14 protein-coding genes are annotated in these 16,324 nt (G+C 36.0%); 1 reads left to right on the plus strand and 13 read right to left on the minus strand.

Going from position 1 to position 16,324, the window contains the following annotated elements; all coding sequences use genetic code 11:
- Nucleotide 1: 1 nt before the first annotated feature.
- The 12 genes from rimP to FC97_RS12010 form a co-directional block, all read right to left on the minus strand.
- The gene (gene rimP / locus FC97_RS11955; protein WP_054641932.1) at nucleotides 2-475 is read right to left on the minus strand and encodes a ribosome maturation factor RimP; all 474 of its coding nucleotides are present in this window, start codon (nucleotides 473-475) and stop codon (nucleotides 2-4) included.
- A gap of 118 nt (nucleotides 476-593) precedes the next feature.
- Complete coding sequence (locus tag FC97_RS11960; RefSeq protein WP_054641933.1) at nucleotides 594-4,895, minus strand: PolC-type DNA polymerase III; 4,302 nt, start codon at nucleotides 4,893-4,895, stop codon at nucleotides 594-596.
- A 39-nt stretch (nucleotides 4,896-4,934) separates the two neighbouring features.
- Nucleotides 4,935-6,641: a proline--tRNA ligase gene (locus FC97_RS11965; protein WP_056968294.1), complete on the minus strand. Its 1,707-nt coding sequence runs from the start codon at nucleotides 6,639-6,641 to the stop codon at nucleotides 4,935-4,937.
- 12 nt (nucleotides 6,642-6,653) lie between these two features.
- Nucleotides 6,654-7,916, minus strand: coding sequence for an RIP metalloprotease RseP (rseP, locus tag FC97_RS11970; protein WP_054641934.1), 1,263 nt, complete (start codon nucleotides 7,914-7,916; stop codon nucleotides 6,654-6,656).
- Nucleotides 7,917-7,935: 19 nt separating this feature from the next.
- Nucleotides 7,936-8,730, minus strand: coding sequence for a phosphatidate cytidylyltransferase (locus tag FC97_RS11975; protein ID WP_056968297.1), 795 nt, complete (start codon nucleotides 8,728-8,730; stop codon nucleotides 7,936-7,938).
- A gap of 14 nt (nucleotides 8,731-8,744) precedes the next feature.
- Nucleotides 8,745-9,485, minus strand: a complete 741-nt coding sequence (locus FC97_RS11980) for an isoprenyl transferase (protein ID WP_056968299.1) — start codon at nucleotides 9,483-9,485, stop codon at nucleotides 8,745-8,747.
- Nucleotides 9,486-9,493: 8 nt separating this feature from the next.
- Nucleotides 9,494-10,051 carry a ribosome recycling factor gene (gene frr / locus FC97_RS11985; RefSeq protein WP_054641935.1) on the minus strand — a complete coding sequence of 186 codons (558 nt, stop codon included), beginning with the start codon at nucleotides 10,049-10,051 and terminating at the stop codon, nucleotides 9,494-9,496.
- Nucleotides 10,044-10,775: a UMP kinase gene (pyrH, locus tag FC97_RS11990; protein WP_025085178.1), complete on the minus strand. Its 732-nt coding sequence runs from the start codon at nucleotides 10,773-10,775 to the stop codon at nucleotides 10,044-10,046. Before pyrH ends, frr begins: the two co-directional genes overlap by 8 nt.
- 168 nt (nucleotides 10,776-10,943) lie before the next feature.
- Nucleotides 10,944-11,819: a translation elongation factor Ts gene (gene tsf, locus FC97_RS11995; RefSeq protein ID WP_056968300.1), complete on the minus strand. Its 876-nt coding sequence runs from the start codon at nucleotides 11,817-11,819 to the stop codon at nucleotides 10,944-10,946.
- Nucleotides 11,820-11,883: 64 nt separating this feature from the next.
- Entirely contained in the window at nucleotides 11,884-12,687 is an 804-nt protein-coding gene (gene rpsB, locus FC97_RS12000; RefSeq protein ID WP_025085176.1) for a 30S ribosomal protein S2, read from the minus strand.
- 164 nt (nucleotides 12,688-12,851) lie between these two features.
- Nucleotides 12,852-13,094, minus strand: coding sequence for a GIY-YIG nuclease family protein (locus FC97_RS12005; RefSeq protein WP_054641936.1), 243 nt, complete (start codon nucleotides 13,092-13,094; stop codon nucleotides 12,852-12,854).
- Nucleotides 13,081-13,812 (minus strand): tRNA1(Val) (adenine(37)-N6)-methyltransferase, encoded by a 732-nt coding sequence (locus FC97_RS12010; protein WP_054641937.1) that lies wholly within the window; start codon nucleotides 13,810-13,812, stop codon nucleotides 13,081-13,083. Before FC97_RS12010 ends, FC97_RS12005 begins: the two co-directional genes overlap by 14 nt.
- Before the next feature lie 62 nt (nucleotides 13,813-13,874).
- Between FC97_RS12010 and FC97_RS12015 the strand changes: the two genes are divergently transcribed.
- Nucleotides 13,875-14,504 (plus strand): lysophospholipid acyltransferase family protein, encoded by a 630-nt coding sequence (locus tag FC97_RS12015; protein WP_054641938.1) that lies wholly within the window; start codon nucleotides 13,875-13,877, stop codon nucleotides 14,502-14,504.
- A 555-nt stretch (nucleotides 14,505-15,059) separates the two neighbouring features.
- Here the strand turns inward: FC97_RS12015 and purD are convergent.
- Complete coding sequence (purD, locus tag FC97_RS12020; RefSeq protein ID WP_054641939.1) at nucleotides 15,060-16,316, minus strand: phosphoribosylamine--glycine ligase; 1,257 nt, start codon at nucleotides 16,314-16,316, stop codon at nucleotides 15,060-15,062.
- Between the last annotated feature and the right edge of the window lie 8 nt (nucleotides 16,317-16,324).

A 16,324-nucleotide genomic window follows, 5' to 3' on the forward strand; every position in this document is an offset into this window, starting at 1 on the left:
CTTAGAATTCGATTGCAAGTCTGAGTTTAGCGATGTTGTCTCGACTAATTTCTACTTGCTTCCGTAAATTCTTAACTTTAACGTTCAAAGTTATCTTGGTATCCGTTACCTCTAGTAAAGTTCCCTCAAAAGCTTTTTGACCATCTTGTTTTTGATAAAGAGAAGCATGCACATAATCGTCAACATAATCAGTAAGACTTTCATCGTTTTTCAAGGGACGTTCTGCACCTGGAGATGAAACCTCTAAGTAATAAGCAGGTTCAATTGGATTCAATTCGTCCAACTTCTCACCATACTCTTCACTAATAAGCGCGCAATCATCGATGCTGATTCCACCCTTCTTATCTGCATAAACTCTCAAATACCAATCTCCACGTTCGTGAACGAATTCCAAATCAACGAGAAAGAAATCATGTTGATCTAAGATTGGTTTTAAAATGGCTTTTAATTCTTCAACTTTTGTATCCAAGGACATTCCTCCAAAGTAATCGGCAATAAAAAGAGTGAGCATCTCTGCTCACTCATTAATCAGTAATTAACTAGTAGTTAATTTAACATATATTTAATATTAAAGCAAATTATAACAACCATACCTAGAACAATGATAACTGATTTTCGTCTGGCATGCCATCTAAAACATGATTTTCTGTCATATATTCGATAACTGTCTTCGAAACTTTACCACGAGTTCCTAAATCTTGTTTAGATAGGAATGGTTGCTCTTCACGTGCAGCCACGATTTGTTTAGCAACGTTATCACCCAATCCAGGAATAGCATTGAATGGGGCCAACAAAGTTTTATCATCAATAATTTTAAAATCAAAGGCATCTGACTTATCTAAATCAACCATCTTGATTGTAAAACCACGTTCCAAACATTCATTAGCCAATTCCAAAACCGTCAAAAGATTCTTCTCTTTTGTAGAAGCATCCATCCCTTTGTCATTGATAGCTTTCATTGAAGCCTTAACCGCATCTTTACCTGTTGTCATTGCGACCAAATCAAAATCGTCGGCACGGACTGAGAAATAGGCACAGTAATAATAAAGTGGATGATGAACCTTAAAGTATGCAATTCTTAACGCCATGATGATATAAGCTGTCGCATGGGCTCTAGGGAACATATACTTAATTTTCAAACAAGAATCAATATACCAGTCAGGCACATCAGCGTCTTTCATAGCTTGTTTCCAGTCATCAGGAATACCACGTCCCTTACGAACATGCTCCATAATTTGGAAAGCCATTTGTGAATCCATACCATAGTGAATCAAATCCATCATGATATTATCACGACAACCAATAACTTCCTTCAAAGTTACAACACCCTTGTCAATCAACTCTTCCGCATTACCTAACCACACATCAGTACCATGCGATAGTCCAGAAATTTGTAATAATTCAGCAAAAGTAGTTGGATGAGTTTTTTCCAACATTCCACGAACAAAACGCGTACCGAATTCAGGCACACCCAAAGTTCCGGTTTTTGAGAAAATTTGTTCAGGCGTAACATCTAGTGAATCAGTTCCTCTGAACAATTCCATAACCCCAGGATCTTTAACTGGTAAAGTCTTAGGATCAATGCCTGATAAATCTTGAAGCATACGAATCATTGTGGGATCATCATGTCCCAAAATATCAAGTTTCAAAATATTATCATGAATAGAATGGAAATCAAAATGGGTTGTTTTCCATAGTGCTGTTTGATCATCGGCTGGATATTGAATCGGTGTGAAGTCAAAAATGTCCATATAATCTGGAACAACAATGATACCAGCCGGATGTTGACCAGTAGTACGTTTGACACCGGTTGAACCCATGGCTAATCGTTCTTCTTCAGCATTACGGAAATTCTGGCCGGTTAGCTCTTCATAATTTTTAACATATCCGAAAGCCGTACGATCGGCAATTGTACCAATAGTACCAGCTCTAAATACGTGATCTTCCCCAAACAATACTTTGGTATAGTTATGAGCTACCGGTTGGTAGTCACCAGAGAAGTTCAAATCAATATCAGGAACCTTATCACCCTTAAAACCAAGGAATGTTTCAAACGGAATATCCTGACCATCTTTTTTCATATCTGTACCACATTTAGGACAATCCTTATCTGGTAAATCGTATCCTGAACCAACTTCACCTTTAGTAAAGAATTCAGAGTACTTACAGTTAGGACAACGGTAATGTGGTGGCAAAGGATTAACTTCAGTAATACCAGTCATAGTGGCAACGAAACTAGATCCAACGGAACCACGGGAACCAACCAAATACCCATCCTTATTAGACTTATAAACTAAACGTTGAGCAATTAAGTAAATAACTGAGAAACCATTTCCGATGATACTCTTTAATTCACGATCCATTCGCTTTTGAACTAGCTCTGGTAAAGGATCACCATAGAGTTCATGAGCCTTGTTCATCGTTAAACTACGAATTTCATCTTCGGCCCCCTCCATTTTAGGAGTATAAAGCTTATCCTTAACTGGGGAAATTTCATCAATTGAATCCATAATCTTCTTTGGATTGTCAACAATAATTTCTTGTTCAGTTTGTTGATCCATATAATCGAATTCATCAAACATTTCATTAGTAGTTCTAAATTGCACATCAGGTAATTCCGGTCTACGAGCCAAAGCGTTACTCTTCACAGCCTTGATAACAATATCTCGATAAACTTTATCATGTGGATCAAGATAATGTACATCCCCTGTTGCAACAACTGGTTTATCTAATTCTTTACCCAACTTAACAATATTTTTGATAATTTCCTGCAAAGCATCTTCATCCTTAATGATTTTAATATCAATTAGATGTTGATACAAAGTCTGTGGCATAACTTCTAAGTAATCGTAATACTGTGCTAATTCACGAGTATCGTCATAACCCTTTTGCATCATGCTAGTAAAGACTTCACCGTTTTCACAGGCTGATCCAACAATGATACCTTCACGGTACTTATTCAACAGTCTTCTAGGTACACGTGCAGTTCGATAAAAGTAACGCGTCATTGAATAAGAAACAATCTTAAACATATTTTTCAAACCGGCCTGTGTTTTAGCCAAAAGAATTGCGTGACTTGGACGAGCTTGTTTATAAGCCTCTTCACCACCAACGTGGTCATTCAACTGATTAACGTTTCTAGTTCCAAATTTATCTTCCAATTCATCGAACAACTTATACATTAAGTAACCAGTTGTTTCAGCATCAGAATCAGCTCTATGGTGATGTTCCAAGACAATATGATAACGTTTAGCTAAAGAATCCAATTTATGATTACGATACTCTGAATGCAAAGTTCTCGACATTTCCAAAGTATCAATGACAGGCATTGCTAGACGTGGACGTCCCATTCTTGTCAAAGCCGCATTCATGAAACCCATATCAAAGGTAACATTATGACCTACTAGAATATCGTCACCAATGAAATCCATGAATTCTCCAACAATCACCGTCTCATCTGGTGCATCCTTAACCATATCATTTGTGATACTAGTCAAGTTAGTTGTTACTTCTGATAAAGGATGACCCGGATTAATAAATTTATCAAAACGGGCAATTACTTCTCCGTCTTTCATCTTAGTAGCACCAATTTCAATAATTGAATCATAGACGGCAGATAAACCAGTTGTTTCAGTATCGAAGATAACATATTCCGAACCATTTAATGCTTGGTCTCGCAAGTTGTAGGCAATTGGATTACCTTCATCAACTAAATCAACTTCCACACCGTAAGCAATTTTAACTCCAAATTTCTTTCCAGCATTATAAGCTTCTGGGAAGGCCTGTAAAGCACGATGATCAGTAATGGCAATTCCTGTTTGTCCCCAGTCACTGGCACGTTTGATCAAATCGGTTGCACTAGGGATGGCATCCATTTGACTCATATTAGTGTGAGCATGTAATTCAATTCGTTTGTTTTCATCCTCAGCTGTATCTTTACGCATTTCATGTTTAATTATATTGATATCGTTAGCCATAATTACCAATTCACGCGAGAAGTTATCCTCTTGAACATTACCACGAACTCTAATCCAAGAACCTTCATCTAAACTGGCAAAGAAGTTCTCATCATCTTCACCATTAGAGAATTTTTTGATACTGAAAGATGAAGTGTAGTCGGTAACTTTCATAATCAAAAGTGAACGACCAGATTTCAACTTACGAACATCGATGTTAAAGACGTAACCTTCAACGACTTTATTCCGATCCTCTTCAATAATATCAACCATTTGGGTAATTTCCTGATCATCAGGAATTTTACGACCAACTTTAGAAACATTGCCCGCTGGTTTAGCAGCTTTCTTGGCACTAACTTCTTTTGCCTTGGCTTGAAACTGCTTTGTCTTCTCAGCATTAGCGGCCTTCATAGCTTCGGTTTTCTCTTGATATTTAGCTTTATCGACATTTGTTCTAATTCTAAAGTCAGGAAAACCCAAACTACTGTATTCAGACTGTAAACCATCAATAACTTTCCCATCAACAAAATCAGCCATAAAGCTATTAGAAACATCTAAAAAGACTTGATCATTCTCAACATGTGGCGGTGTTTGACTAATTTTGTCCAAAACCATTGGAGATTCAACGTTACAGTCATTCAAAACATAATTCCAATAATCTTTGATCTCGCTTTCAGACAATTCCGAATCAGTTGTTTTGATTTCAAAATTAACCTGTGCAATACCATCGAAGCTGGCTTTTAAGGCTTTAACAAATGTCATGAAATCATTGAATGGTAAAACGCGTTTAAATTCAAAAAAGAATGTCCAGCGTTTACTATTCTTATGAACTTCAAGTTTATTTAATTTTCCATCGATAAACGCATCACTAGATGTCAATAAACTGTCTAGTTTAATTTGTTTAACTAAAATTTCAAAAAGTTGTTTTGTATCTGACATATTCTTTCCTTCAAAAAATAAAAAAAGGCCTAAGCCTCATTACTGATTCTTAAGCAATATTTTTACTGAATTTACTAATTCATCTTTACTTACTTCGATTGTCTCACCAGTACTTCTAATCTTTAGTTCAACAATTCCGTCACTAGCCTTTTTACCAACGGTAATTCTAATAGGAATACCAATTAGATCTGAGTCAGCAAATTTAACACCAGGACGTTCTTTACGATCATCAAGTAAGACATCATATCCTTCATTTTGTAACAATTCAACGATTTCGTCACTTAATTTGCCTTGAACGTCGTTATTGTACTTAATAGGAACAACATGAACTTGGTATGGAGCCAAACTAACTGGCCAAACAATACCATTTTCATCACTGTGTTGTTCGATAATGGCTGTCAATAGACGAGAAATACCAATACCGTAACTTCCCATGATCAATGGATTAGATTTACCATTTTCATCTAAGAAATTAGCGCCAAGTGCCTTAGAGAATTTAGTACCTAACTTAAAGATATGACCAATTTCAATACCACGTGTAAACTTGATATGACCACGACCATCAGGTGAAACTTCTCCCTCTTTGATAACACGGAAATCTCTGAATTCTGGTGTTTCATCAACAATATCTTCAAAATTAGCATTAAACAAATGTACATCAGCTTTATTCAAACCGACAACAAAGTTCATCAAACCAACTAATGAACTATCATAAAGTACCTTAACTTTATCATTGATACCCTTAGGTCCAATGAATCCAGGAACACTGCCGAAGACATCCTTAACTTCATCAGGAGTTGCCTCACGTAGAAAATCAGCACCAAGATAGTTCTTCAATTTAACATCATTTACATCGTAATCTCCACGAATCATAACCATGACTGGTTCATCATCAGCCATATAAGCAACGGCCTTCATAATTCTTGAAGATTCAACTTTCAATAATTCTGCCAAAGCATCAATTGTATGTACATCAGGTGTATCAACAACCTCTGCTTCTTTCTTATCTTCAACTAAATTCTCTTCCATCTTACTTGCAGCCATTTCAAGATTGGCTGAGTAATCACTATCATCTGAATAGGCAATTGTATCCTCACCGATTGAAGCAATAGCAGAGAATTCTTTTGAATCAGTACCACCCATGGCACCAGCATCACCAATAATAGCGCGATAATTTAAACCACAAATATCAAAGATATTGCGATAAGCTTGTTCCATTTGATTAAAGATAACATCAAGTTGTTCCTTATTAGCTGTGAAAGAATAAGCATCTTTCATAATAAATTCACGACCACGAAGTAAACCATTACGAGGACGATCTTCATCACGATATTTCATTTGCATTTGATATAAAACAAGAGGTAACTTCTTGTAACTATTCAAACTTTCCTTTACAACACTAGTAAATGTTTCTTCATGAGTTGGTCCCAAGATGAAATCACGTTCATGACGATCCTTAAACTTGAATAAGTTATCGCCATAAGTTTCATAACGACCACTTTCCTTCCAAAGATCAGCTGGTAAAATTGCTGGCATACGCATTTCTACGACATCAATTTTTTCCATTTCTTTACGAACAATATTTTCAATTCTTTGAATAACTGACCAAGCCAATGGTAAGTATGCATATACCCCTGCAGAAACTTGTCTGATATAACCAGCTCGCAACATCAACTGATGACTTACAGCCTCAGCATCTGAAGGAGTTTGCTTCAGTGTTGGAATATATAATTTTGATTGTTTCAAGTTCTTATCCCCCTATTTTATAAAGAAGCGCTGAATATCATTCCATGTAACAGCAATCATCAACAAGACTAAAATTCCGACACCGATCAGTGTAATAACAGTTTCATACTGTTCAGGAATTGGTTTTCTTCTGATTGCTTCAACGATATTTAACAAAATCTTCCCACCATCTAAGGCTGGAATTGGAATTAAATTAACAATACCTAGGTTCATCGATAGCATTGATGTAAAGAGAATAATATTAATAATACCCTGTGATGCCACTTTTGAAGTCATCGAGTAGATCCCCACCGGACCAGATAATTGATTAATATTAAAACCACCAGATACCATCTTACCTAATGCATGAAAGACCATTACGGTCGTTCCCCAACTGTATGAAAAGCCATATTTTACCTTAGCCCAAACACTAGAATCGGTTTTTGGCATAATACCAATAAATCCATAGCTTTGACCCTGTGACTTAACAGACTTAGGGGTTAATTTAACTGTTTTAAGCTTTTTATTTGATTCAACTTTTAAAGTAACTTTCTTACCAGGGTTATTTTGAATGTTAGTTGATAAAGCAGTCCATGAACCGGTTTTCTTGCCATTGACACTCACAATCGTATCATTAACCTTCAAGCCTGCCTCTTGAGCAATTGAATTTTTCTCGATATGACCTAATTGGTTAGTAGCAACACCATTCATCATAAAAGCAGCTAAAATGGCCGCCAAGACTGCCAAGACAAAATTATTGAAAGGTCCCGCAAAATTAGTAATCATTCGCTTCCAAACAGAAACGGACTGAAGTTGAACATCGCGTGGTGCGATTTGAACCTCAGTACCGTCTTCTTCAACAATTGTTGCATCATGATCAACTGAATACTTCTTAACAACAGTTTCATCGCCGTTTTCATATCCTTCAATCACCAAATCATCAACTAAATCTGATTTAGATATTTGAACGGGGACCGCATTTGCATCATAAACCTTACTGGAAGTTATTATTTTTATTACTTTATCTTGATCATTTAATACTAAAGATGCCATCGTTCCTGGTTGAATATCAGAATCGTCCTCCTGAGCGCCAGCCATACGTACGTATCCACCCAAAGGTAGCAACCTCAAAGTGTATGTCGTATGATTCTTACGATAAGCGACAATTTTTGGACCCATCCCTACAGAAAATTCACGAACCAAAATCCCTGATTTCTTTGCAGCGTAATAGTGTCCAAATTCATGGACAATAACTAATATTCCAAAAACGATTATAAATGTAATTATCGCGGTCATTTTAACCTCCACGAGATGCTTAGACTAAACCGAATATGTGTAACAAAGGTAATACAATTAACATACTATCGAATCTATCTAAAATTCCACCATGTCCTGGCAAAATATTTCCTGAATCTTTAACTTTGTAATATCTCTTATAAGCTGATTCAATCAAATCACCCATTTGTCCCATAATTGATAGGACAAAGGCAATCATCAGCATTGTCGTCATTGAGTACTCTTGAGGTACAAAGTACATGTAAACGCCAGAAAGAATTAGAGCCATGATAATACCAGCAATTGTTCCTTCCCACGTCTTATTGGGACTAATTGCAGGCCATAATTTATGCTTACCAATTTTTCTACCGAATGTATAAGCAAAAATATCAGTCGACCAAACGACGATCAAGGCATACATCAATAATCCCAAACCGGGATCTGAATTTCTTACAGCTGCTAAGTAGTGGAATCCTGTACCAATGTATAACATTGAAACCACTGAAACACCTGCATCTTCAAAATTAAATTTGTTCTTTGTTAGTACTGTAATAATCAACAAAATCACTGCAAAAACATAGAATAAATCTAATCTTGAAAAACTCTTTGGAAACCATCCACGGTAAAAGCCATTAGGAACGACTAAAGCTAATGTTCCTAAGATGGTTACTAAAAAGTCAAATGAAACGATGATACGTTTACGCATAATATAAACTTCAAAAACACCGACTGCGGCTAAAGCTGCTGCTGCAACTTCTAACCAGACTCCACCTGCAAGCAATATGGGAATAAAGATTGCTAGTGCAATAACGGCAGTAATGACACGTTGTTTCATAATTTTCCCCCAAACTAAACAGACCCGTAACGACGATCTCTTCTGTCAAATTCTTTAATATCCTCAACTAAATCATCGACCGTGAAATCAGGCCAGTAACTGTCATCAAAGATCATTTCTGTATAAGCTAATTGCCAGAGCATGAAGTTAGAAATTCTTTCTTCTCCACTAGTTCTGATTAGCAAATCCGGATCAGCTAATTCTTTTAAGTGATTCGTCAACAAATGGTCTGCAAACATAGTGTCGTCAATATCACTTGGATCTATTGAACCACTAGCCGCTTCGATTGCCAAATTTTTAGCAGCATTAACAATCTCAGCACGACCACCATAGTTGAAAGCAAAATTGAGGATCATTCCAGTATTACCCTTAGTATCCTCAACTGCTTTTAAAACTACTTTTCTGGTTTTGTCAGGTAAGTGATCAGTAAATCCGGTTACGAACACTCGAATATTTTCTTTAATTAGGTCTGGCATAAAGGTCCCAAAGAAGTCTACTGGTAATTTCATTAAAAAATTAACTTCTTTACTAGGTCGACTCCAATTTTCAGTAGAAAAAGCATACAAGCTTAAAACTTTAACTCCAAGATGACTAGCTGCTGTGGCTATCGTCTTGACATTGTTCATGCCTTCTTTATGACCAGCAATACGAGGTTGCCCTTTTCTCTTAGCCCAACGTCCGTTACCGTCCATAATGATGGCAATATGCTTAGGAACTGATATGTCTGAATCTAATTGTCTCTTACTATCTGTCATAAAGACTATTATCCTTCAGTAATTTCTTTTTCTTTGGCTGCTGCTAATTCGTCAACTTGTGCGATAGCCTTGTCAGTAACCTTTTGAACTTGATCTTCAATATCATGGAATTCATCTTCAGTTACGTCATTAGCCTTCAATTGCTTCTTAAGATCATCCATAGCTTCACGACGGACGTTTCTAACGGCAATACGACTCTCTTCAGCCTCTTTACCTACTTGCTTAGCAATCTCTTGTCTACGTTCACCAGTAAGCTGTGGGATAACCAAACGGATAACCTTACCGTCATTAGCAGGGTTCAATCCTAAATCAGATGAATTGATAGCATGTTCGATATCATCCAATGATGATTGGTCATAAGGTGTGATCATCAAAACACGTGCTTCAGGAATATTGATTGAAGCAACTTGGTTCAATGGTACATCAGTACCATAGTATGAAACCTTAACGTTGCTCAAGATAGAAGCATTAGCTTTACCCGCACGGATATTGGCTAATTCTTTTCTAAGAACGTCAATTGATTTTGACATATTTTCTTGTGCTTTTGTAACAGCTTTGTTAGTCATCATTACCACCCTTTATTATTGTTCCGATATTTTCTCCTTGAACAACCTTCTTAATGTTTTCGGCTTTGTTCAAATTGAATACAATCAATGGAATATCATTATCCATTGACAATGATGAAGCAGTTGTATCCATAACTCCAAGATTCTTATTAATAATATCAAGTTGTGTTAATTCTGCATACTTCTTAGCATTAGGGTCCTTCTTAGGATCAGCTGAGTAAACGCCGTCAACGTTATTCTTAGCCATTAAGATAACATCAGCTTCAATTTCAGCAGCACGAAGTACAGAAGTAGTATCTGTTGAGAAATAAGGATTACCAGTACCACCAGCAAAGATAACAACACGACCTTTTTCCAAATGTCTGATTGCCTTTCTTCTGATATAAGGTTCAGCAACTTGGCGCATTTCAATTGATGTTTGTACACGTGTTGGGACACCAATATGTTCCAAACCATCTTGTAAAGCAAGTCCATTCATAACAGTGGCCATCATACCCATGTAATCTGCTTGGGCACGGTCCATTCCCATTTCGGCACCTGTTTCACCACGCCAAATGTTACCACCACCACAAACGATGGCAACTTGAACTCCTAGATCATGAACACTCTTAATTTGTTCAGCTATTGTTTTGATAACTGGTGGATTAATACCAAAGCCTTTCTCACCGGCTAAGGCTTCTCCAGAAACTTTTAAAATCACTCTTTTATACTTGATATCAGGCATAAGTTCTCTCCTTTAATTTTGCTACTAAATATTTTAACATATTCGCTACACTAAATTTATCCAAACACTATTTTTAAATAAATTTTGTGTGGATACAACCCTAAATATAAAGAAAAAGCCGTTTAATTCAAAATGAATTAAGCGACCTTTCCAAAAAATGTTTTTAAATTACTTCATTTGGTTCTTTACTTCTTCAGCAAAGTCTTCTTGTTTCTTTTCGATTCCTTCACCAACTTCGTAACGAACAAATGAAACAAGTTTAGAATTCTTTGATTCAACGAATTGTTGAACAGTCATGTCTGAATCCTTAACAAATTCTTGGTCAGCCAAACTAATTTCTGACAAGAACTTGTTTACACGGCCTTCAACGATTCTTGGGATAATCTTTTCAGGTTTACCTTCAGCTTTTGTTTCTTCAGTAAAGATAGCCTTTTCGTGTTCCAAACGATCTGCAGGAACTTGATCGCGATCCATGAATTCAGGGTTGATAGCAGCAACGTGCATAGCAACATCCTTAGCAGCATCTTCATCGCTACCTTCAAGAGTAACGATAGCACCGATCAAACCACCATTATGTAGGTATGAGCCGAATACTTGTGAGTCTGTCTTATCAAGAACCTTGAAACGTCTCAAGGAAATCTTTTCACCAATAACAGCTGTTAAGCCTGTGATGGCGTCGTTAATTGTTTGGTCACCAATCTTAAGTGCCAAAGCATCGTCCATTGTCTTTGGTTCGTTAGCAACAATAGCTTTACCAATTTCGTTTACAAGATTGATAAATTTGTCGTTTGATGAAACAAAGTCAGTTTCTGAATTAACTTCGATGATAGCAGCTTTGTTACCTGAAACTTCAATGTGTGTTAAACCTTCAGCAGCAATGTTTCCACTCTTCTTAGCAGCTTTAGCTACACCCTTTTCACGAAGTTTGTCGATAGCCTCTTGCATATTACCGTCAGCAGCAACCAATGCCTTCTTAGCATCCATCATACCAACGCTTGTCTTATCACGTAATTCTTTAACTTGAGCAGCAGTAATTTTAGCCATTAGTAATCCTCCAGTCGTATAAATAAAGCCATCTTACTCAGATGACTCTATTTTACGCTTATTATTATTTATCTTCGTTATTGTTCTTAGCTTCTGCTAAATCTTCAATAGATTTTGCATCGGCAGCATTCGAATTTTCATCTTTGTTGTCGTCTTTAGCGAAGTCTGCATCTGTAACAGCTTCTTCACCTTGCTTACCTTCAACAATAGCATCTGCCATCTTAGATGTAATTAATCTAACGGCACGGATAGCATCATCATTTGAAGGAATGATAACATCGATAGGATCTGGATCTGTGTTTGTATCAACCATAGCTACGATAGGAATGTTAAGTTTCTTAGCTTCGTTAACAGCAATGTTTTCCTTATGAGGGTCAACAATGAACATAACATCAGGGATTCTTGGCATATCTTCGATACCACCAAGGAATTTCTCTAACTTAGCTTGTTGCTTTGTAAGTAAAGCAACTTCTTTCTTAGGTAGACGATCAAAAGTACCATCTTGTGACATTGCCTTGATGTCCTTTAATCTCTTGATACGTTTTTGGATTGTGTTCCAGTTAGTCAAAGTACCACCTAACCAACGATGGTTAACATAGTATTGGCCAGCACGTGTTGCTTCTTCAGCAATAGCATCTTGTGCTTGTTTCTTTGTACCAACGAATAAGAAAATACCATCATCACCGGCAACGGCCTTCATATAGTTGTAAGCATCGTCGATCATGCGTACTGTTTTTTGTAAATCAATGATGTAAATACCATTTCTTTGTGTAAAGATAAATGGCTTCATCTTAGGGTTCCATCTTCTTGTTTGGTGACCGAAATGTACACCGGCTTCAAGAAGTTGTTTCATAGAAATAACTGACATAAAAAGTTCCTCCTGGTTTTTACCTCCACCTAAGTCATGTCTAGTTGAAACACGTCTGTGCACCAACAACTAAATCGTTAAGTGTGTGTATTCAATACAGCTAAATATTATAAGGGAATATTATTACGAAATCAAGTAGTCATGCCAATTTATTCCATTACTTTTTAATAATTTCTCTTTTGTGATCGCGATAGCTTCTTGATAGCAATCTCACGTTTCAAAGCCTGCGATTTATTTTCCAATTCTTCAGTGTACATTAATTTAACTGGTCGTCTAGTTTTAGTATATTTAGCACCTTTACCAGCGTTGTGAGTTGCGACTCTCTTCTCTACATCGTTACTTGTTCCAGTGTAAAAAGTTTTATCACTACACAACAGCATATAAACATAATATTTACTTGTTTCCATTGATAATCTGACTAGCCTCTTTAGTTAACTGATGATTCTCATCATAAATTATTAAATCTGGTTCAACTTTTAGTGATGCTTCTTTAACTGTCTTAATGACATCTAATAAAACCAAATTAGCATCTTTTTGTGAATTAGTCCTGACAAAACGTATGCGCTTTGGTTGCAAACGCTGCTTTAACATTAAAGAAAGCAATTCACTCAAACGTTCTGGTCGATAAACTAGAAATGCATGAGAATTTTCCTTCAATAAAATCTTAATTGCATGTAAAATATCTTCCAAATTAGCTTTCAGTTCATGACGAGCAATTGCTAATACTGGATTTTCCTTTAAAGCCGTCTGATTAGATACCTTGAAATATGGTGGATTGCAAACAATCATATCGACTGTATCATGATCAATATGTTTTTGAACATTCTTCAAATCATCGTTAACAAGATGTACTTGTTGCTCCAATCTATTATCTTCAATACTTTTTTGAGATAAATCAGCTAACTCTTTCTGGATTTCAATCAAATATATTTGTGCCTTAGTTTTTGAAGCCAATGACAATCCAATGGCCCCATTTCCCGAACACAAATCGACTATTTTTCCTTTTTTTACTGGTTTAGCAAAATTATAAAGTAAAATGGTATCGAGATTAAATGAATAAAGTTTTTTATCTTGATTAATAATTATTCCGCTATTCGAAATAATATCTTGAGAATAAATCGACATGTTGCACCTACTTTATGGTATTTTAAATAAGTTAAGATTATTTTAGGGAGAATGATAATTCTATGTTTTATAAATTTATCCGTGTAATAGCGAGAGGCATTGTTTTCATTTTAAATGGCCGTTATAAAGTCGTGGGTAAAGAAAATCTACCCGACAAGCCCTTTATCTTAGTAGCACCACACCGTACTTGGTGGGAACCAATTTTCTTTGCATTAGTGATTTCTCCACGTGAAGCTACTTTTATGGCTAAAAAAGAACTTTTTAAGAATCCTATTTTAAGATTCATTCTTGTGCACGCACACGCTTTTCCTGTTGACCGTGCTCATCCAGGTCCCTCAGTAATAAAAACACCAGTCAAGGCTTTGAAAAAGGAAGACAAGGTTTTGATTATGTTTCCATCAGGAACTCGTTATTCCGAGCAACTAAAAGGTGGAGCTTCACTGATTGCCAAACTTTCCAAGGCTCCATTAGTTCCCTTTGTTTATCAAGGACCCTTATCTTTTGGTGATTTAATGAAACATAAGCAGATCACCATTGGTGTAGGACCCGAAATTGACTTTGACTTCAAAGCTAAACTTGATGAAAAACAGACTAAGCAGATTAACGATGATATGGAAAAGGCTTGGGATAGAATTGATGACGAAATTGATCCATCTTTTGAATATATCCCACCTAAGAAAAAAAACAAGTAATTATATAATATACTAAAAACCGAATATATTAAAATAACCCTGGCATGCCAGGGTTTTATTGTATAAAAATGGACATGAATTATTCACCTATATATTTAAACTACTGCAGCTAAATATATATAAGTGAATTCATGTCCATATTTTTATTTCCGTGGAAACACTGCTCTTATTTTGATACAGATAGAAATTCCATTAAATCATTCCCTATATCTATAGGGATCACTACAACGTGCTGGTCGTTTACATCGACATGATAGAATCATCCCTATATACATAGGGAGCACACTAAAAAAAGGCCGCTATATCAACATTCTAAAATTAGAGAATCACTTATTTTTATCAACTTGAAAATAAGGTTCTCAATTTCTTAAAGCATAACTTTCCTTTCTATTCTAAGCAACTCTTTTTCCATATTTCAATAACCAATAAAAACATTCTAAATCCATTTGCTCATTGATTTATCACAAAAACTACAATTCTAAAATATCGGTTCAAATAAAAAAGATAGAAGTAAAATTTCAAATGAAATTCTACTTCTACCTCTTCATTTATTTATTAAATGGAGTTCTTACCAATATCACGTCGGTAAAAAATATTTGTTTGATCCATTTTTTCTAGTTCTTGATAAACTTTTTTCTGAGCATCTTCAACTGATTCAGCCTGTGCCTGCATCAAGTATAAACGGCCACCGTGACTAAACAATTGCTTTTGCTCTCGCTTCACAGCTGCATAATTGATTGTTAATGAACAATTCTTAAAATTGTCTCTATCTCCCAATGAACCAAATACAGATTTTGTAGGGTAACCCTTGCTGACAGCAAAAACACCCAAGTTTAGACCTTTTTGTCGCCATTTTATTGATTCAATCTTTTTATGATTTAAGATGGAAAAAATCATTTCAGATAAATCCGACTCCAAGCGTGGCAAAACTACTTCTGTTTCGGGATCACCAAAGCGAGCATTAAATTCAATAACTTTGATACCCTTCTTTGTCAGAATCAAACCGGCATAAAGGATTCCAGTGTACTTGATGCCTTGATCATAGAGTTCTGTCACAAATGGTTTCAAAACGGTTTCTATTGCTTCTTTCTCAATATCTTTAGAGATATTAAGAACTGGACAAACAGCTCCCATACCACCGGTATTAGGTCCCAAATCACCATCAAGAATTTTCTTATAATCTTGTGCCAGTGGCATAGGATAGAAACGTTTATGATCAACAAAAGCCATCAATGAAAACTCTTCGCCTTCAAGAAATTCCTCAATTACAACTTTTTTGGTATTAAATTTATGTTCAGCTAATAAATCCGTTACTGTTTCAGTAGCTGAAACCAGATCATTAGCGATAAAAACACCTTTTCCGGCAGCTAATCCATCTGCTTTAATAACAATTGGAAAATCAGAAGTTGACTTCAGGTACTTTAGAGCACCTTCTAATTTTGTAAATTCCTGATATTGAGCGGTTGGAATACCAGCATCTGCCATTAATCTCTTGGTAAAAGTCTTAGATCCCTCCACCTGAGCTGCTTGTTGATTTGGTCCAAAAATTTTCAAATTTTGGCGTTTAAAGAAATCCACGATTCCATTGACTAATGGTTCTTCTGGACCCACAACTGTAAAATCAATGGAATTGGTTTGGGCAAAATTTGCCATTCTTTCAAAATCATTTTCTTCTATTGAAATGGTTTTGATTCCAGATAATTTCATTCCATCGTTACCAGGAGCACAGAAAACAACATTTTGAGAATTCTTTTGGAGTGCCTGACAAATGGCATCTTCCCTTGCTCCAGAACCGATAACAAGTATTTTCATTAATAAAC

Source organism: Companilactobacillus kimchii DSM 13961 = JCM 10707, from assembly GCF_001435445.1.
Taxonomy (GTDB): domain Bacteria; phylum Bacillota; class Bacilli; order Lactobacillales; family Lactobacillaceae; genus Companilactobacillus; species Companilactobacillus kimchii.